Here is a 17,689-nt window from a genome sequence, read left to right as displayed (position 1 = left end):
CTGCATATGCTCCTTACTGAAGATGCGTAACCATCTTCTTTTCTGGCTCATAAATGAAGGGGAAACATGTCAATTCACTTTAAAAACTTAAGTACTTTATATCATTCTAATATATTGAGACTTCTTAATTATACTTTGCATAAGAACCTTAATTCCCTCCACAGCAAGAGGAACCCTTGCTTTTGATAGATTCTATACCACAGATCGTTGCTATTTCTTTAAAAAGAGCAGGATATTCGTCTTTGATTAAAAATGCTAAATTTTTTGTAGTACCTGGATAGGACGTTATCATATCTAAAAGTATTTCAAAAGCTGATTCCAGCATTTTGGGATCATTCTCCAATATTTTATAGAATGGCTCCAAGTCAACATTTTCTCTATTTTCTAAATTTTGAGTTTTCATATTATATTTATTTTTTGTTTTTCATGATGACCAAAAAGGATCAGGATAAATACGTAAATGTTCACTTCTGATAAAATAAACACGTTTCCATAATATTCTAAAGACCAATAATTATATTATCCGATTGATATAATCTGATAACGAATAGATCAGATATAAAATTAGAGTATTTCAAACTCAGATATTTATAATATACCGCTTTTCATGTATGAAATTATGTTACAAAATAATTTCTACCTTTCTTAACTGTAGAAACAGTTTAAAAATACTTAAAATCGCCCGTAGCCGTGTTCCTAAAATACACTTGCAATAACAACTAAAAAGACTATCATCATAGCCAATGTAATAGTAATCCCCAAATCCTATTCCCAACAAACGGATTGTGTCGTTAAGGCAAAGTCTTATGCCTGATTATTTCGGTGCTACTCAAACCTCGAGAAACATCCAGTGACAAGGCCACATAAATTAGCGTGAAAATAAGAATGGACAAAGACCAGACCTACAAACCCTCCACCAATGATAACCACATGAAATAATATTGAAATCCTTAAGATCGCTTTCATCAGTGAACTTGCAAGCCGATTCCTTTATGCTAGTTTGATCCTGTCCATATTTAAACAAATTATCAGCAATTATTTATTGCCGAAATCATCTTCACTTCTCATCTTTATTTCTTGCAATCATTACCGAACACTTGGCGTGCGTTGCTATATATTGTGAAACAGAACCCAATAAAAGACGAGAAAGTGCGCCATGGCCCTGGGAACCGAGTACAATTAAATCTGCACCAAAGGCTTCAGCTTGTTCTAAAATCTCTTTTTTTGGAAGACCACTTACTACACTGGTGGTTATTTTAAGTGTACCATTTTTGTTTTTCAATTCATTTGCAGCTTCGGAAACAATTTTCTCTGCCGATTTTTCTGCCGATTTTTCTGCTCTGGAAATAACCTCTTTATAGTAGGGGCGAACGGTTTCCATCGTGAGTAGATCTGGAGCCCAGACGGTGGGATGCTCATATACGTTCATGACACTAATTTCACTGTCATTTGGCAATGGCATTTTTGCAAGTTCCTTAACGGCCGATTTACTAAAATCTGAACCATCTATTGCTAATAGTATTTTCATAATCTGAATGTTTTGTCAATTACGTTGTTCTATTAAATGTTTTTAATTAAAAATAGCTGGGCATCTTCTTTTGAAGCGAAGTGCAAAACACTTGTACTGCTTTTATCTTAAACTACAAGTTTCAACTGAGGTTACTCAGAATTTGATACGTTTCAATTAGTTTAAAATTAACTACGTGCATTATCAAAGTAAAACTGTGCATCGTACTCCTCACCTGAGCTATTGAGGGATTTAAGGGTCTATATTTCTGAATCAAAAAGATTCATCTTACAATCCCCAGGCTTATGTTAGTTTTAAGGATTGACTTTTCTGCATTTTCTTCCATTCCAGTGAGGGCTCTAATCGCATCTATCGTTTCGGGAATGACGATCGCCTGATTGTCCACCACATACGCATAATACAGTTCATTGCCTTCTACTTTCAGCATGTCCTGCCAGAGCGCCACCTCATACATATCACCCCAAGGTCTTCCCATATCCAAGTACATTTCTTTGATCGTATTGTTGGAAACCAAACCATCACTATAATTTATAAAAGTGATCCGAGTTGACGTTTGAAGTACATCAATAATTTCTTTCTTGTCAGCTTTTCTGGTAAGCCTTACGTTCCAATAATGAAGGTGGCTGAGTGTTTCTGGGACTTTTACTGCCATGGTAACTACGTCCAATTCAGGGTCAACACTTTGGGCATCCGGTCCCTGATGACTGGGGATATCTTTTTCTGGCACCATCGTATTCATGATACCACCAAGGTGGCTTTCCCAAGGATCGGTCGCTCTTCGTAGCAAAGTTCCACAAGCATTTTCTAAAAGATTTGCTTTTTTAAGAGTGGTGAGCGTGCGTAGAATGGATGTAGTATTGCAGGAAACGACTCGTGTACTCTCTCGATGTAGAGCAGAAGTATAATTATTTTCTGCGCTAAAAGAATGGCCCGTTGTCTCGTGCTTCTCACCTCCTTGCAGAATAAATTTGATTTTATGCTCTCTATATGTTTCTACATTCTGAGCTGCAATCTTTTTTGGGGTACAATCAACGACAAGATCAGCTATATCTAAAAGGTCAGCCATGATGCCTGCCAAGGGAACCCCTGCCTGCGCCATGCTAACTTTTGCCGCATCAGTAGCAGCATAAATGGGATACCCTTTGCTTACCGCAGTTTGTATCCGCCAGTCGCTGATCACATCACAAACTCCGGCTAATTCCATATCATCTTGCAGAGCGATTGCATCAGCCACTCTTTTGCCGATTACGCCATATCCGATAAGTGCTATTTTCTTTTTCATGATATCATTGGTTTTTAATTGAGGTATGAATATTATTTATATTCGATAATCCGAATACGACCAGCACAAAACTCTGCCCGATTTCCATAATCACCAAGAGTTTGGCAGGAGTCGTTAATGGAACTATGTCACCATAGCCAATTGCGGCAAAGGTGACTACACTGAAGTAAAAGAACTCGAATAAAACACTTAGATAACCGAGGCTACCGGATGCTTTCAAGCCGTTAAAAGACGCAGTGTTGGTAGCAGCAATGCAGTTAAAATCTGCGGCATAAGAGAATATGATAAGGAATACCAGTAAACCAAAAACCCAGAGCAGTTGCCTAAAGGAATGACATTGTTTGATAGATTTATTTACCTGCCTGAAGGTGAAAAATGTAAAGTATATGGCTTTAATTAGTGCAAATAAAACCACCAAGTAGGGTACCCAGACAAGATCATGTTCAACGAACTGCATAAGATATATATAAATGACTGTCACTACAGCCAGCAATACCACTGAAGAACTTATCTGTTTAAGTAATTGCTTTAAAAAGAATCCGGTTTGAGTTCTGAATGTCATGGCTATACTTATTGACTATTATCTGTATGAGTACTACTTGAATGTATTTTTTTACTGGAAGACCAAAGTATTAGCCCCCCAACTACTCCTGCTAATAAAGAAGTAAACAGGATACTGAGCTTTGCAATGAATACATACTCTTCACTTGTAAATGCGAGTTCCGTGATAAATAATGACATAGTAAAACCTATGCCGGCAATAGTAGCTACTCCACATAGGTGCATCCATGACACACCTTCTTGTAACTCTGCTATTTTCAGCTTGACGAGAAGCCAGCTAGCTCCCATAATACCCGTAAATTTCCCAACTAATAACCCAAAACCGATACCGAGGCTCACTGGGTGACTTATGATTTCAATAAAATCACCATGTATGTGAATTCCTGTATTGACAAGGGCAAATAATGGTAGGATAAAAAATCCTACAATGGGTGCCAGCTGATGCTCTATTTTTTGCAGTGGTGTTTCGGCGTCATTCGTTTTTTGTTTGATCTCTTCCAGAATGTTCAGTTGTTTTTCTGAGATGAAACTTCCTCGGATGGACTCTGTCTCTAAAAACTGCAAGTGAAGTTTTTGCAGGTTCATAAGATAATCTTCTTCCTTGATTTTGACCTTGCCGGGTATGGCAAATGCGGTAAGTATGCCTGCAATAGTAGGATGTACACCTGAAAAGAAAAATGCCAGCCATACACCGCCTATACCAACAAGTGCGTAGAACCAGGCTTTGCGAATTCCAATATAACTACCCCCCACCAATACAAGAAAGAATAGCACACCATTGAGCAAGTCCATATAAGAAATGCCTGTAGTGTAGAAGATAGCTATAACCAGTACTGCACCCAAATCATCGACTATCGCCAGTGCTATCAAAAATACTTTGAGTCCCACCGGTATCCGATTTCCAAACAAAGCAAGTACGCCTATGGCAAAGGCGATATCAGTAGCCATTGGAATACCCCAACCTTGCTCGGTAGCAGAGTTGAAGTTGAAAATAAGATAAATGACGCCCGGCACTACCATCCCCCCGATTGCCGCTGCAATGGGTAAAATGGCTTTCTTGAATGAAGAGAGTTTCCCCCCTATAATCTCCCTTTTTAATTCCAGACCCACTTGCAAAAAGAAGATTGCCATTAGTCCATCATTAATCCAAAGTAAAAGAGATTCTGACATTGAAAATTCACCAATCCCGAGCGAGATTTCAGTATGTATAAAGCTTTGATACAATCCTTTCCAGGGCGAGTTGGCCCATAGCATGGCCACTATCACTGCAAGAAAAATAGCTATTCCTGATGCGGATTGATTTCTAAAGAGATTATTCAGTGTCTTACTAATTTTTGTTGTCATAGCTTTCTATTAAACTATGTATATGTAAATCGGTAAGATAATTTTATTGCAGATTTTCCCCATTATTGGTGTTGAAATAGACTACTTTGGACATGTCAAAAAGTAAAGGAAGACGCGAAAATTCAGGAACAAATAGTGATCTGTAAGGTCGAAAACCATGGCGAAAAGGTTAATCCTGAGCACCCATTTTCTATATTATTTTCTAAGGACAAAGATCAATAGGAAAAAAAACGCACGAATCCTGAGCTAGGCATTGTAGAATAATTACTATTAATACTAGTTCCTTACATTTTCTCATCTGTTACGTTTCTATATTTTTTTATAGCAATTACAAATTTATAAACAGCTGGAATAAGCAAGATGAAAGTAAGAATATGATAATAGCTTTCTTTTACACCCTCAAAATAAATGAGCATCTCTATTAACAAAGAGAGAAAAAGCCACATAATCCCATAACCTAATTCACCCTTTACTATATTCTTCTTCGCTTTTAGTTCATAATTTACTTTCATAGTATTATTTTCTAATTCAAAACTATTCATGTTCCAAAGCTGCTACTTATAATTTTAAGATTTTTTTACTCAGCTCAAAAACGATCAGTGGCAAAATGGCAAACTGCAAAACCGGGGAAAGACCTACTTCAACAATAGGAATCAACGGCATTGTATCCGCATACGACCAATCGCCACGCCAAGTATGCCATATCTCTGCCAATATAGCCCCTACTCCACCAACTAGTATCAGTACTAAACTTCTATTGAATCTTACAGGTACAATCCAAAGCACATTTTTGTATATAAGACCAAACGCAAAGAGCAGAATCAATACCATTAACATATCTGCTACTGAAGCCAGCGCACAAAAAGAAACATGTCCAAAATCATATTGGAATCCTTCATATAAAGACCCTTGAGCTACTTCCCAAGCAAAGTTCAGTATAAAGGCCATAAATGCTGTGGTTACTATGAAATACTTATAATTGAGCTTATCTATTACCCTATTAAGGAAATGGACATATCCCATGATTATCAAGATTAAAGCAATAGTGGGCACAACAAAAATACCAAGACTTAGCTTATCCATTAGGGTAGATTTTCTATTGATGTTGAAATAGTATTACGCATTTATATCGTATTTTCTCGTTTTCAAAAACCACTTTTCGTTTAATAAAACCAAAAGAAGAGCAATAGTCGCTACTGCATTTAGTAACAAATCAGTCCATCTTTTTATCAATAAAAATGCGTCCAGCGCAAATACACTCAGTACATTGGCAGTCAAGAATATAAAACCTTTTACTTCGATTTATTCACGTAATTTTCTGTAAACTCCTCATTAAACGGTATTGTCCATAATGAGATAGAAAATGGCAATATCTGCAGCCCGATCAGCAGTCTCTGAAAAATCAGGTGGTTGCTGATATGTTTTTCATCTTTCTAGATCTTCTCTAATGCTGTTGTACTCATCCTTGCTAATTTCCCCCTTTGCATATCTTTTTTTCAAAAGATCAAATGGGGTTTCATTTTTTGTTTTCTGACCCGGAATGTCCCATGGTGTAGCAAAAATCCAAATCAAAATTATTACCCATATCGCCCACCAAATAATGTGCATACCCCAATAGTTTCCTTCTAACCAATGCATAGTATCTTCGTTTATATATAATTAATTTCATTCATTCTCTTCTCAAAAGCTTATTACTGCCTCAATATCAAACCCATTGAATTTTGCACCCGCGAATCGCCCTGTCCAGGCTGTACCCATATATTCTTGATTTACATATTCTAGTTTGGCCAAAATATTTTTTGAAATAAACCATCCGCCTCCAACATTCATTCTATTGATTTCAAGATCACTTGCTGTGCTTTCCAGTGTTTTTCCTTTTACCGAATTATATCTTCCTGCTATGTAAAATTTTTCATCGGTACCAAATCGGTAAACAAACTCCGCTGCCAGCTGTGTAAAGGCCCCCTCTTTATCCACTATAGGCTGAGTAAAGGTATTACTTCCACTTGCTCGCTCATAAATACCAAAGAATTCAAGTCCCTTATATTTTATAAAGGGGTTTATTTGTAGCGCTGTAAGTTTTGTAAAGCGTGCATTGTAACGACCATCAAAACTACTACCCTGTGTATTACCCTGTGAATCTGGCTGGGTATGTAACACACTATAATAACGGCTGCCTGCACGATCTCCACCATATAGCCAAGTTCCGGTAGTAGTACCCTTGTTTAAATAGAAAGATCCTGTTAATCGAAATCTTAAATCCTTGTTAAAATGTTTATCAAATCCCAACTTCCCGTAAAGAGATGGTTTATTATCGGATGAATTTGTGACCACTACATTCTGATTAAGTTTACCATTTGAAGCGCCAATTACGAATAGTAGTCCACTCTTTTGAACAGTGACCTCCCCAAATGCTTCCGTTGAAAAGGAATCCATAATATAGTTTCCTATAAAGGGATTAAAAATTGCCCTGGCATTATCCGATCTTCTGAAGTGAGCATCTCCATAATTAAATTCATCCAACCCAATTGTTAAGGTAGTATACCTCATTATTCCCTCAAGAAATCCCTTTCGAACAAAATCGAGTTTATCAATTTGAATATGCCCTCCCTTTATCCAAGTTTCATTATGGTTTCTTGAAGATAGATATGTACGCAAATGCATACGTAAACCATCTAAGAGTTGGACGTCAAGATTTAGATTTGCAGAGGGCAAATTAAAATCGGTACCCAATTCCACTAGATTGTTAGCATCATTACTTTGATTCAGCCCTTGGAATTGCATAGCGAAATCCCCACCCACTCTGACTTTTACACCATCAAATATTACGGAGTCAATCTTGGGAGTTTCAAATGTATTCAAGCCACGTTGATCATTAGGCCTGAAATACTGAAGGTTAGGTTGTTGTGCTTTCAAAACAAAAGAAAATACACAAAACATTAATACTAGAGAAGTTCTCATTTTTTTATGATTAAATAACATGTTGAATAAGATATATTAGGTTCCCATAGATTTTGAATAGGTCACATTAAATTCAAGTGTGATAGCATCACCTGTTTTCATAGCACCAAGCAAAAAAGATGGTGGTTCAACATTGAAGTCGGTCATATTTAGCTTGCTTGATCCGGTACAGTTGATACTGCCATTTACATTAACTATACAAAGAACATCCATCTTAATTTCCCTACTAACTCCCGCAATTGTAAGTTTACCGTTAGTCTTTAGTAAATATTGATTACTCTTTTCAGCCTTTACTATTGCAGATACTAATTCATAATTTATGTCCTTATACTTATCTGATTTTAATGCCTTATAGGCGTTTTTATCAAGTCCTTTGTTGTCACTTTTCAAATCTTCAACTTGCAAAGAAAATGATAAAGACTTTACAGAACTAAGATCACTTTTACTTCCAGCTTTAAATATAAATTCTCCCGTGCCTAATGCTGATGTGGCTTGCATCTCCCAATCGTGCAATGTAGATGTACCCATTAATTTTATGTTTACATCTTTTGAGTCTTCAATTTTATAAGTGGATTGTGAATTCGCCCTGTGATTAAGTCCTATAATAGAAATAAGCATTAAAATAAAGCCCGTTATATACTTTGGTACTGCTTTCATAATTTTTAATTTATTGATTAGCCTTCTAAAATGGATCACTGAGAGCACTGATACGAATCAATTTCTTATTCACAAACTCCTGAATCCCCAACTCTGATAATTCACGTCCAAAGCCTGACTGCTTGGTTCCTCCAAATGGAAGATCGGCTTGCGTCCAGGTGGGATGGTTAATAAATACCATTCCGGTATCAATTTGATCGGCTATCCTTTTACCGCGTTCGATATCTTGTGTGAATACAGATGCGCCCAAACCAAAATCAGAATCATTCGCCAGATCTATAGCGGCCTGTTCGTCTTTCACCACATATAAGGATGCCACAGGACCAAATAATTCTTCGTGATAGGCAGCAATACCAGGCTTCAGATCGGTGAGTATAGTAGGCTCCATAAAGGCCCCCTTCCGATCAGCTCGTTTACCACCCAAAAGAATTTTCGCACCTTCATCAACAGAACGTTTAACCTGGTCGGCTAAATGCATTGCAGCTTCTTCACTACTTAAAGGGCCTAATTCAGTTTCGGGATCCATGGGATCACCTACTTTCATTTTTGATAACTTGTCCTTAAACTTTTGAATAAATTCATCAGCTATTGCTTCCACTGCAATAAAACGCTTGGAGGCGACACAACATTGACCGTTATTATTCATCCTGCCTACCACTGCCCACTCCACCGTTTTTTCCATATCAGCGTCTTCCATTATAATGAACACATCATTACCACCTAGCTCCAGTACAACCTTCTTCAAATGTTTTCCAGCTTCAGCGGCAACACTTGCTCCGGCTTCTTCACTTCCCGTTAAGGAAACGCCTTTTATCCTTTTATCAGAAACCAATGCAGATGCATGCTTGCCGGAAATGAATAGATTGGTATATAATCCTTCAGGAGCATTTACTTCTTCGAAAAGTTCTTCGATAGCAGCGGCACATTGTGGCACAATGGAGGCATGCTTAAGCAAGATAGTATTACCCACCATGATATTGGGAGCAGCAAAGCGAGCCACTTGATAAAAAGGGAAGTTCCAAGGCATCACACCCAACAAAACACCAATTGGACTATTTCGAATTATTGCTTCTCCATACTCAGGATCAAGCACTTTATCTGCTAAGAATTCTTCACCATGGTCTGCGTAGTAATCAAGTATATCTGCGCTCAAGTCTATTTCTCCCTCAGCCTGAGCAAGGAGTTTACCCATTTCTAAAGTGATGGTTTTGGCAAGTTCAGATTTCTTGAGTCGCATGATTTTAGCTACTTTATGTAGCAAATCAGCACGTTGCTGGTAGCTCGTTTCTTTCCAGTGTGTAAAAGCCAGTTGAGATTTAGATATTTTCGAATCAACTGTTTTCTCAGTCATTGCTTCGAATGACTTAACTTTCATATTGTTGGTGGGGTTGATTGTATGTATGGACATAATGCTAAAATCTAAATTTATATAAGCATAGGACATTCCTATTATATTTATGAAAATAACACTTAAGGTTTTATGACATTAAATGTTTAAACAAAAACACATTGATTATTTTTTAATTTATTATACTCAAGAAATTCACTTCCAGATCAAGTGTCTTATAGGCTTGTATTGACACTAATTACTTAATTTATTTGTTCTATTTTTATATACTAATTATAATTATACTATTACCTAATCTAGAATACATCAAGAACCTGAAAGATTCCAAATGAAAAATTTCACCAAGATTACCATTCATATAATGAGCAAACCTAATTACTTTATCTCAAAATAAAATCTATACCGTGGAGTTGCCATGTCTATAGATCCTCGAGAAAATTGCGAAATAGATTCATTTATATTATAGAATAATACAAAATAACCGACTCATTCCATTGCTGATATATTTTATTCAAAAGTAGCACTTTGTCAGCGCCCAACTTTTGAAATCTTGTCTTTGATGTATGATATTCCGTCTATTTATAAGGTTAATTTTTCTTTCGAGGTATTGTTCACTTGGGCAGAAAGCTTCTTAAAAAAATCCTTTTTTTTAAGGTTGCTTTTCTCAATTAGGAGACCCTTCAAGCCATCCTTTGTTTCTATACCGTAGATCACCGACTTACCTGCTGCATTTTCATTTTCATCAAAACGGTAGAACTCAGAAATATTTAAATCCTTTATCATAAAGCTTGCGCAAAGATCTTTACATTCCAGACAATCATTTTTCTTGTTAAAATTATAGGAGTATCCTTTTTCTCTGAAATCGTCAATTGCTTCAGATAAATTTTTGTAGTAACTGTTCTCCTTTCGCATCTCTTCCTTATAATCAGATACTGAAATGCCGGTAACTCGTTTAAACTGACTTGATAGGTAATGCACCGAACTGTACCTTAGTGCGATAGCAATCTCACTTAGATTGAGCTCGTCATACTTTAGGAGTTCTTTTACCCGATCTACTCTTTTGTTTATGTAGTAGGTCTCTACGGTGATTCCTTGGCTTTTGGAAAAGTGTTTGCTGATAAAATTGTAGTTTTTACCTATTTCGTGTGCAAGAAAATCGGAAAACTTAACCTCTTGGGAGGAACTTTCCAACTTTTCTAAGTACTGCTGGACACAAAGTTTTATTTCTTCAATAAAAATCTGCTCTTTGTCTTCGAGCATTACAAACCCATAAGAATTTAACCTTTCTGCTATTATGCTCTTGGTTAATGATTCAGGGGCATGTATAGTCACATGTCCAAGAGTAAGGTTAGACACGAATGCTCCCAAAGATTCTAATTCATTTTGAACTACCAGAATACACCTCTGGCAAACCATATTTTTGATATTTAATTTAATAGGTTTCATCTGTTGAAAAGTTAAATTTTTCTGATACTGGATCATTTCAGTCATGCGAAGGAGATACTAGGCGATCAAAACTTGCCGACCAAGAGTAACTCCCCTCAGAAAAATGAGAGTAATAAAATCGAGAAAAAGGGGGGATAAGGCTGAATAGCTTTCAGTCTGGGAAAAAGCAAATAGGTATATCAGCCTAACAGATGAAATCTAAATTAGGAAGGATTGAAAAAAAATGCGAATACGGTAGCCACTAACGGGTGGTGGCAGATTTGCATATAAAAATGGAAGTAATTTTTGATGGAAGATTTCTGCTTGAAAGTCAAGAGCAAATACTTGATACAATAAGTGAAATACAGGTGTTTCTACAGGAATTTGTTTTAAGTCATATTTAATTAATGATGCATAGAGATTTTTTACAATTTCGTCACAGCATTCTTCTTCATCGTTTTCTTGCTGCTCACTTGAGCCATGGTGCTCGTGGGCCAAGGTTTCATCAGAATGATGACCATGACCTTCATTTTGATGATGATCAACTCTCTCTACTATAGCTGTAGGACTTCCCCAGGAAATTAAACCCAAATCACAAAGTGCATCACACACAAAAACACTCACAAACCCTGTCAGGAGCAGAGTAACAATGAATTGTTTCTTAAAATGTAATTTTCTTATTCTGATCATCGGTGCTCAAAAGATATTACACAAATTTAGTGAGAAATAAGGAAAAAATTCGGGAAAAATGTTTAATAGAAACATGATAAAAGTCATAAAATAGGATAAATCTGTCAACGCATTATATTATTGGATGTAAATCCGCGGATTCAAACTATTTTTCATCTCATCCTGCCTCTTTAACACTATTATATCTATGACTGCTTAGCTATTGATGTTACCGAAGGCGTTCTGCTAAGCAATATCCTCAATTCAATGCCAGGAAATGATCATTCCCCTTCTAACCAGAGCATCTTGATCTATTTCAGGGTTTGTTTTGAGATATCATTTCAAGCTCTCTTACTGGACAGCCTTACTCCATCTTTTTAGAATGGCTTTATATCTTGGAAGTAGTCCAGTTTAATCAGACTCGAATGATTGGGTCAGTTCTTGTTAGTATTAATTTTTTAAAGGAGTTACATTTTTTTTCTCCTCGGAGGAAATGTAAGTAGCAAGCTTCAGAACAACAAAGGGAGTTTAATGCCTATCAATTTTTCAGCTTGCGGATTACATACTGTTTTCCTATTACAATTTATCTGGGCAGAGCAAGTGTTGCACAGTAATTTAAAATGTTTGCAATGTTTCTATTAATGAAGAAGGCCAAAACCACATCTTTTCCCTGTAAGCACGTTGGGGTGAGGAGCTTTATTCTATCCATGTGAAATTACTTTTTCTGCCACAGACCATTTTTCTTACCAAATTATCTCCCACACACTTTAACTTAGTAACTAATCAGAACAAACCTTTCCTATGAACTTCTTATACTTCACCTTTGGGACAATAATATTTCTACTGATCGTAGCGGATATTGTTAAAACTGCTTTTTCATCAAATGGAGGAGGAAAGTTAACCGCCTGGGTTTCTTTAGGTATATGGCATGTTTTCTTTACAGCCGCAGGAAAAAAAGGAAACAGCAAGCTATTGGAATATGCAGGACCGACTGTGCTGCTTTCAATCCTATTGGTATGGGTAATCGGAATGTGGTTTGGCTTTTTTATTGTGCTGCTGTCTGATGTCGATTCTGTTATAAATAGTACTACAAAGGCGAAAACAGACACATGGGAGAAGTTATATTACGCGGGCTTTACGCTTTCTACCTTGGGGATTGGCGATTATATCCCCTCAAATAACTTTTGGAGGGTTTTTACCAATATAGCAGCCTATTCTGGCCTAGTTTTCATCACAACCTCTATCACTTATTTTGTTCCAGTGCTTTCAGCAGTTTCCTTGAAGTCCAAGCTGAGTCTATACATCAACAGTTTGGGGAAATCGCCTCAGCAAATTCTGTTAAATAGCTGGAACGGAAAGGATTTCAATTCATTTTTTGACAATGTATCGGATCTATGCCAAATGCTGATCCATCATACCATGAATCACCATTCCTACCCCGTCATTCACTACTTCCATAAGAGTAAAATAGACTTAGCTTTCGCTCCCGCCTTTGTGATGCTAGATGAAGTTCATCAATTGCTCTCCAATGTCATGAAAGATGACATATCAATTGATACTCTAAAAATGAAAATGCTCATGACAACTTTGGACCAACACTTGGAAATGCTTCAGAGAAGTTATTTGAATGACGAGTCTCCAAATGAGGTAACACCTCACTTAACACAACTGTTAATAGAAAAAGAAGATTATTTTAAAAAAACGGAGGATAACACATATTATGATAATAAACTGAAGGAACGTCGTAAGTTTCTTACTATTATGCTGGAAAAAACTGGATGGAGTTGGGACGCCGTTCATGATAATACAGACTAGATAGTGTTGAGGAACATGGTATCCAATTCTTTCGATGCACTTTACCAATTTCCAATACTAAAGCCAATTTAGGCATTGAAGTAATAAAACAACACATGGCTAAAGATTTAAATTTTCCACAAAGCTCGAAATAATTGTTCAATTTATATCCTAAGAAGATATCATTTTTGAAAAATGAAATAGCCCTGCCTCTTTGAGACACGAGGCTATCTAATTATAATATTTCATCCAAATTTGCTTATGTTTGGAATAAAGCTAAACTTTACTGATTTTAAAAGCTACATATTACATTTCCCGCCATCATAACGCTGTTTCTTAAATTACTCTTGACTCAATCTTTTTATCATTGCTTTCATCTCACCAATTTCTCTTCTTTGAGCTTCAATTATATCATTGGCCAGCTTTTTCACTTCTGGGTCTTTTATATCTGCACGTTCACTAGTTAATATTGCAATAGAATGGTGTGGAATCATGGCTTTCATCCAAAGTACATCACCGATTGGTTCTTGTAACCGTACAAGAAATAAAGCACTTCCAAACAATAGAAAACTACCAACCAGAATTGCTATATTTTTTTGTCTGTTATTATACATTTTTTTCATGTATAGAAACATAATAACAGCCATGGCTGAAATACCCAAACAGGACATGTAAAATCTGGTTAAACTAAAATAAACATGATCAAACTGATAGGTATTGAGATACATTGTAATATACATTGCAACAAACGACCAGGCCAACATATAAACAAATGTAGTATAATGCCCTTTCATTTCATTATTTTTTTTAGTGTGTTCCATTTGAATAATTTTAGATTAAGTTAAATAAAAAAAAGCTATAAATTCATCACTAACTTTACTTGAGTAATTATTATTACAAAAATCTACTTTGGTTGGCTTACTTCGAAAAATTCACTACGGAAATAGATGTTATAAGATTGTAAGTAATTTCGTTAAGCCCTATAAATACATCATATTTATTGTTTAAGTAAAAACTTATAGAGTGATCCCGATTTACGGCAAATGTAATACAATCATTTAACAGCAGCATGGAGTAAATTATTGATCATAATAGTTATTACGTTATAAATAAATTATTTAAGTAGTAATAATCAAACTTCAGGTTTTACTTTTATTTAAGCATTTAAGCGCTTCATTATAACCTTAGCAGGAGAAAACTTTATCGAATTAATACCAAACATTTTTAATACCTGATCCTCAAGCCTGTGAATAAATTTGTCAGACTCATCCTCTACTGTAATATAATTCAATTAGCACCTATGCAAAATTGACAATTATATTAATCGTCAGACTAAAATTGTCAATTCAACCTTTATGGGCCAGAATTTAACAATTCTTCAAATACTGTACCATCCATTCTATGTACTATACTAAGTTATTTTTAAAATTTCCGGGAAATATTTTCCCCGAGATTGAGGCTTATTTTTCCTTTTAATTTTTAAAATGAAATTATCACCGATTTATTCTATTGTCAAGATCTACAAATTTGAACTCTTCATATTAGGATATGATATATGTTCAAAGGTCAACTTATCAGAGTCTTCACTCAAGTAAAAGAATATCCGTATAACTCAAAAAGACCATGATTGACACAAAATAGACTCAAAATATTATAGAGGCTTAAGCTAATACTTATTAAATTAAAACAGTAGAAACTTACCAACGACAATCGTTTAGAAAGCCTAAAAATTAAGTTTAAACAAACAACCCTTTAAACATTTCTATAATGAAGGAAATAAACTTTATATTCATAAACAAAAAAGTAGCCTAAAGCTCTCCTTCATCTGCAAAAGAATAATATCCTTCTACCGTCATGATCATATGATCCAACACCGGGATATCCAGAATATTTCCTGCTTGCTTGATCCGCTGGGTTAATCTTTTATCCTGCTCAGAAGGTATCAGATTTCCAGAGGGATGATTATGTGCTAAAATCACTGAACTGGCATTTGCTTTAATAGCTGCTGCATAGACCAGCTTTACATCCACTACTGTGCCTGCTGTCCCGCCAGAACTGATGGTTACAATTCCAAGGACTCTATTAGCTCTGGATAGCAACATCACTTTGAAGTCCTCCACAAACTCTATCCGTTCCTCATCCCATGCTTGAGCGAATACCTCGTATACCTGTCTTGAACTTTCTACTCTTGGTCTCAGGGATGATTTTACTTTGGCACTGTAACTCAGCTTAATCTCAGCTACTTCAAATAAATCAATTTTTCTTTCTTGAGTCTCCATAATCTTTTTCGTTTTTGTGGAACAATGAATTATGAAGCCTCATCAGGTCTGGGGCGACAAAGACCGAAAGGAAAAGGAATAAAAAGCGCAGAGAAGCAAGCGGCTTTATGCCGGAAGCTTTCGGTCGCCCAAAGCCCAAAGGCCTAACTTTGTGAGGAATTCAGGGATAAAAAATCATCAACTCATAACCAGCCTTTATAAAATATCTGGTAAACATTCCCTCTGTTTTTAAAACAACTTTACATAGGTCTTAATCGAACTAGATCAGCATTAACCTGTCTTTCATTAGGCTGTTTCAAAACCGTTAGGGATTGAAATGAAAATCCTCCGATAGGAGATTGGAATGAAAAGCCCGTCCGTAGGAGCGGCCATATCTTCCTTATCCAGCTAGAAAAAATGCCAGGTTTCTAACTAGTCACTCAAGAAAATATTCAATAACCTTCACCTCACAATCCCTCCACTTCTGATAAAGCACACAAAAGTTCCTACCGCAGCATTTCCAAAAGCGTAAAATAATTTTTCAAATCTTTTTTTGGTAGCTACCACAACAGTGTAAAAAACAGGGATTTACCTTGCCCACATTTGCTTCTGTCAGCGGGAAACAAACCCGCTTCAACAAAACAGAAATCCAATGTTAGAAGCAATTACCTGGAACACATACTTCAGCACCTTGGCAATAGCCGCGGCAGCTTACTACATTATCATTATCGGATTATACTATCCACAGAAATTTCGCAGCCTTTTTTCCGGCAGGATAAATAGGATCAGTCAGGACCGTCAGCAGGAAGAGGAGCAGCACCGCAGGAGAACTGACGAAAAATCTACTGATCATTTTGAAGAGTTGGAAGCAACCGTTGCGGAATTAAACGGCATCCTCGGGAAGGCGGGGCAGAACAGGACAAGCAAGGAAAAACTGCTTAGGCAACTGATCCATACGCTGTCAAACCACACCGGGCTTCAGGAGCCCGCCTACCGGGTTGCCGTTATCAATTTCATTTTAGAACACGCTGAGAAGCAATGTCGGATTTCCTTCAGCGAAGCAGAACTCGAAGAAGCTTGGGCTTCGCTTAATTCCTCATTCTAAGAAATCACCACAGTCCTTCAATCAAACTTCATCACAACAACCACTAAATACTATCACATGAAAAAGAACCAGCTTTTCCCTACATCATTTAAATCAAAAGCAGGACTATCTGTCCTAATGCTATGCTTATCTACACTTACCGCAAAAGCTCAGGATGGATTGGCAGGAATAGCCGAAGCAGACCGTCAGGTCAGAAGTTACTTCGCAGCAGGCACCAGTCTGATGTATGCCATCGGTGCCATTCTCGGACTGATCGGGGCAGTCAAAGTCTATCAAAAATGGAATGCCGGAGATCCTGATACCGGAAAAGTTGCTGCTGCCTGGTTTGGAAGCTGTGTGTTCCTAGTGGTAGTAGCCACTGTCATCCAATCCTTCTTTGGAGTCTAGTCAAACATCTTCCTAAATCACCAAGACCATGTCCAACAGCATCTACAAAATCAATAAGGGGATCAACAAACCCATTGAATTCAAGGGATTAAAAGCCCAGTACATCTGGTACCTCGGCGCAGGTGTGCTGGCACTACTTACCCTTTTTGCCATTCTATATATTCTGGGAATCAATCCCTTTATCTGTCTTGGCTTAGTGGGTATGTCAGGAATCCTATTGGTCGTCCAAATCTACCGGCTCAGTAAGACTTATGGTGAACATGGATTAAGCAAAAAACTTGGCTATCGCCAAGTTCCCCATGCAATCCGCATCAAATCTAGAGGGGTTTTCTGTAAGCTGAGAACCACTAGCAAATAATCGCATCATACA

19 protein-coding genes are annotated in these 17,689 nt (G+C 36.7%); 4 read left to right on the top strand and 15 right to left on the bottom strand.

The genetic code is table 11. The annotated features are described in order from the left end of the window. Positions 1-148: 148 nt before the first annotated feature. The 13 genes from AACZ73_RS21810 to AACZ73_RS21750 all read right to left on the bottom strand — a co-directional run bounded on the left by AACZ73_RS21810 (position 149) and on the right by AACZ73_RS21750 (position 11,796). Positions 149-403, bottom strand: coding sequence for a hypothetical protein (locus AACZ73_RS21810; protein ID WP_339881008.1), 255 nt, complete (start codon positions 401-403; stop codon positions 149-151). A 654-nt stretch (positions 404-1,057) separates the two neighbouring features. Next, positions 1,058-1,528 (bottom strand): universal stress protein, encoded by a 471-nt coding sequence (locus AACZ73_RS21805; RefSeq protein ID WP_339881005.1) that lies wholly within the window; start codon positions 1,526-1,528, stop codon positions 1,058-1,060. Between the two features lie 262 nt (positions 1,529-1,790). Further along, a complete protein-coding gene (locus AACZ73_RS21800) occupies positions 1,791-2,810 on the bottom strand; it encodes a type II glyceraldehyde-3-phosphate dehydrogenase (protein WP_339881003.1) in 1,020 nt (339 codons plus the stop codon). 4 nt (positions 2,811-2,814) lie between these two features. Then, positions 2,815-3,372, bottom strand: coding sequence for an ion channel (locus AACZ73_RS21795; RefSeq protein ID WP_339881002.1), 558 nt, complete (start codon positions 3,370-3,372; stop codon positions 2,815-2,817). Positions 3,373-3,380: 8 nt separating this feature from the next. Then, a complete protein-coding gene (nhaA, locus tag AACZ73_RS21790; RefSeq protein WP_339881000.1) occupies positions 3,381-4,715 on the bottom strand; it encodes a Na+/H+ antiporter NhaA in 1,335 nt (444 codons plus the stop codon). Positions 4,716-4,999: 284 nt separating this feature from the next. Beyond that, the gene (locus tag AACZ73_RS21785) at positions 5,000-5,257 is read right to left on the bottom strand and encodes a hypothetical protein (RefSeq protein ID WP_339880998.1); all 258 of its coding nucleotides are present in this window, start codon (positions 5,255-5,257) and stop codon (positions 5,000-5,002) included. 16 nt (positions 5,258-5,273) lie between these two features. Continuing rightward, positions 5,274-5,798 carry a hypothetical protein gene (locus AACZ73_RS21780; protein WP_339880996.1) on the bottom strand — a complete coding sequence of 175 codons (525 nt, stop codon included), beginning with the start codon at positions 5,796-5,798 and terminating at the stop codon, positions 5,274-5,276. 342 nt (positions 5,799-6,140) lie between these two features. After that, the gene (locus tag AACZ73_RS21775; protein ID WP_339880994.1) at positions 6,141-6,353 is read right to left on the bottom strand and encodes an SHOCT domain-containing protein; all 213 of its coding nucleotides are present in this window, start codon (positions 6,351-6,353) and stop codon (positions 6,141-6,143) included. A 42-nt stretch (positions 6,354-6,395) separates the two neighbouring features. Next, complete coding sequence (locus tag AACZ73_RS21770) at positions 6,396-7,676, bottom strand: hypothetical protein (RefSeq protein WP_339880992.1); 1,281 nt, start codon at positions 7,674-7,676, stop codon at positions 6,396-6,398. Positions 7,677-7,712: 36 nt separating this feature from the next. After that, entirely contained in the window at positions 7,713-8,333 is a 621-nt protein-coding gene (locus AACZ73_RS21765) for a YceI family protein (protein ID WP_339880990.1), read from the bottom strand. Between the two features lie 25 nt (positions 8,334-8,358). Further along, on the bottom strand, positions 8,359-9,741 hold the full coding sequence (locus AACZ73_RS21760) for an NAD-dependent succinate-semialdehyde dehydrogenase (RefSeq protein ID WP_339880988.1): 1,383 nt from the start codon (positions 9,739-9,741) through the stop codon (positions 8,359-8,361). A gap of 519 nt (positions 9,742-10,260) precedes the next feature. Next, positions 10,261-11,127, bottom strand: a complete 867-nt coding sequence (locus tag AACZ73_RS21755) for an AraC family transcriptional regulator (RefSeq protein WP_339880986.1) — start codon at positions 11,125-11,127, stop codon at positions 10,261-10,263. 198 nt (positions 11,128-11,325) lie between these two features. Continuing rightward, positions 11,326-11,796 carry a hypothetical protein gene (locus tag AACZ73_RS21750; protein WP_339880984.1) on the bottom strand — a complete coding sequence of 157 codons (471 nt, stop codon included), beginning with the start codon at positions 11,794-11,796 and terminating at the stop codon, positions 11,326-11,328. A 780-nt stretch (positions 11,797-12,576) separates the two neighbouring features. Here AACZ73_RS21750 and AACZ73_RS21745 point away from each other — a divergent pair. After that, entirely contained in the window at positions 12,577-13,590 is a 1,014-nt protein-coding gene (locus AACZ73_RS21745; RefSeq protein ID WP_339880983.1) for a potassium channel family protein, read from the top strand. 320 nt (positions 13,591-13,910) lie between these two features. On the opposite strand, the gene AACZ73_RS21740 is transcribed toward AACZ73_RS21745, so the two are convergent. Both AACZ73_RS21740 and AACZ73_RS21735 read right to left on the bottom strand, forming a co-directional pair. Then, positions 13,911-14,390, bottom strand: coding sequence for a DUF305 domain-containing protein (locus tag AACZ73_RS21740; RefSeq protein ID WP_339880982.1), 480 nt, complete (start codon positions 14,388-14,390; stop codon positions 13,911-13,913). A 987-nt stretch (positions 14,391-15,377) separates the two neighbouring features. Continuing rightward, entirely contained in the window at positions 15,378-15,848 is a 471-nt protein-coding gene (locus AACZ73_RS21735) for a JAB domain-containing protein (protein ID WP_339880981.1), read from the bottom strand. A gap of 631 nt (positions 15,849-16,479) precedes the next feature. On the opposite strand from AACZ73_RS21735, the gene AACZ73_RS21730 reads away from it, so the two are divergent. The 3 genes from AACZ73_RS21730 (at position 16,480) to AACZ73_RS21720 (ending at position 17,677) form a co-directional block, all read left to right on the top strand. Next, positions 16,480-16,932, top strand: a complete 453-nt coding sequence (locus AACZ73_RS21730; RefSeq protein ID WP_339880980.1) for a hypothetical protein — start codon at positions 16,480-16,482, stop codon at positions 16,930-16,932. A 117-nt stretch (positions 16,933-17,049) separates the two neighbouring features. After that, entirely contained in the window at positions 17,050-17,319 is a 270-nt protein-coding gene (locus tag AACZ73_RS21725) for a DUF4134 domain-containing protein (RefSeq protein ID WP_339881032.1), read from the top strand. Between the two features lie 28 nt (positions 17,320-17,347). Continuing rightward, entirely contained in the window at positions 17,348-17,677 is a 330-nt protein-coding gene (locus AACZ73_RS21720) for a DUF4133 domain-containing protein (protein WP_339880979.1), read from the top strand. Positions 17,678-17,689: the final 12 nt, after the last annotated feature.

It is taken from the genome of uncultured Algoriphagus sp. (genome assembly GCF_963974835.1).
In the GTDB taxonomy this organism is placed as follows: domain Bacteria; phylum Bacteroidota; class Bacteroidia; order Cytophagales; family Cyclobacteriaceae; genus Algoriphagus.
Note: the sequence above shows the minus strand (reverse complement) of the source record. Positions and strands in the feature narration are given on the sequence as shown.

Coding starts and splice junctions, on each gene's coding strand:
- AACZ73_RS21720 (WP_339880979.1), top strand. CDS start 17,348: ATGTCCAACAGCATCTACAAAATCAATAAGGGGATCAACAAACCCATT.
- AACZ73_RS21735 (WP_339880981.1), bottom strand. CDS start 15,848: ATGGAGACTCAAGAAAGAAAAATTGATTTATTTGAAGTAGCTGAGATT.
- AACZ73_RS21810 (WP_339881008.1), bottom strand. CDS start 403: ATGAAAACTCAAAATTTAGAAAATAGAGAAAATGTTGACTTGGAGCCA.
- AACZ73_RS21770 (WP_339880992.1), bottom strand. CDS start 7,676: ATGAGAACTTCTCTAGTATTAATGTTTTGTGTATTTTCTTTTGTTTTG.
- AACZ73_RS21795 (WP_339881002.1), bottom strand. CDS start 3,372: ATGACATTCAGAACTCAAACCGGATTCTTTTTAAAGCAATTACTTAAA.
- nhaA (WP_339881000.1), bottom strand. CDS start 4,715: ATGACAACAAAAATTAGTAAGACACTGAATAATCTCTTTAGAAATCAA.
- AACZ73_RS21725 (WP_339881032.1), top strand. CDS start 17,050: ATGCTATGCTTATCTACACTTACCGCAAAAGCTCAGGATGGATTGGCA.
- AACZ73_RS21765 (WP_339880990.1), bottom strand. CDS start 8,333: ATGAAAGCAGTACCAAAGTATATAACGGGCTTTATTTTAATGCTTATT.
- AACZ73_RS21745 (WP_339880983.1), top strand. CDS start 12,577: ATGAACTTCTTATACTTCACCTTTGGGACAATAATATTTCTACTGATC.
- AACZ73_RS21775 (WP_339880994.1), bottom strand. CDS start 6,353: ATGCATTGGTTAGAAGGAAACTATTGGGGTATGCACATTATTTGGTGG.
- AACZ73_RS21750 (WP_339880984.1), bottom strand. CDS start 11,796: ATGATCAGAATAAGAAAATTACATTTTAAGAAACAATTCATTGTTACT.
- AACZ73_RS21730 (WP_339880980.1), top strand. CDS start 16,480: ATGTTAGAAGCAATTACCTGGAACACATACTTCAGCACCTTGGCAATA.
- AACZ73_RS21785 (WP_339880998.1), bottom strand. CDS start 5,257: ATGAATAGTTTTGAATTAGAAAATAATACTATGAAAGTAAATTATGAA.
- AACZ73_RS21740 (WP_339880982.1), bottom strand. CDS start 14,390: ATGGAACACACTAAAAAAAATAATGAAATGAAAGGGCATTATACTACA.
- AACZ73_RS21805 (WP_339881005.1), bottom strand. CDS start 1,528: ATGAAAATACTATTAGCAATAGATGGTTCAGATTTTAGTAAATCGGCC.
- AACZ73_RS21760 (WP_339880988.1), bottom strand. CDS start 9,741: ATGTCCATACATACAATCAACCCCACCAACAATATGAAAGTTAAGTCA.
- AACZ73_RS21755 (WP_339880986.1), bottom strand. CDS start 11,127: ATGAAACCTATTAAATTAAATATCAAAAATATGGTTTGCCAGAGGTGT.
- AACZ73_RS21800 (WP_339881003.1), bottom strand. CDS start 2,810: ATGAAAAAGAAAATAGCACTTATCGGATATGGCGTAATCGGCAAAAGA.
- AACZ73_RS21780 (WP_339880996.1), bottom strand. CDS start 5,798: ATGGATAAGCTAAGTCTTGGTATTTTTGTTGTGCCCACTATTGCTTTA.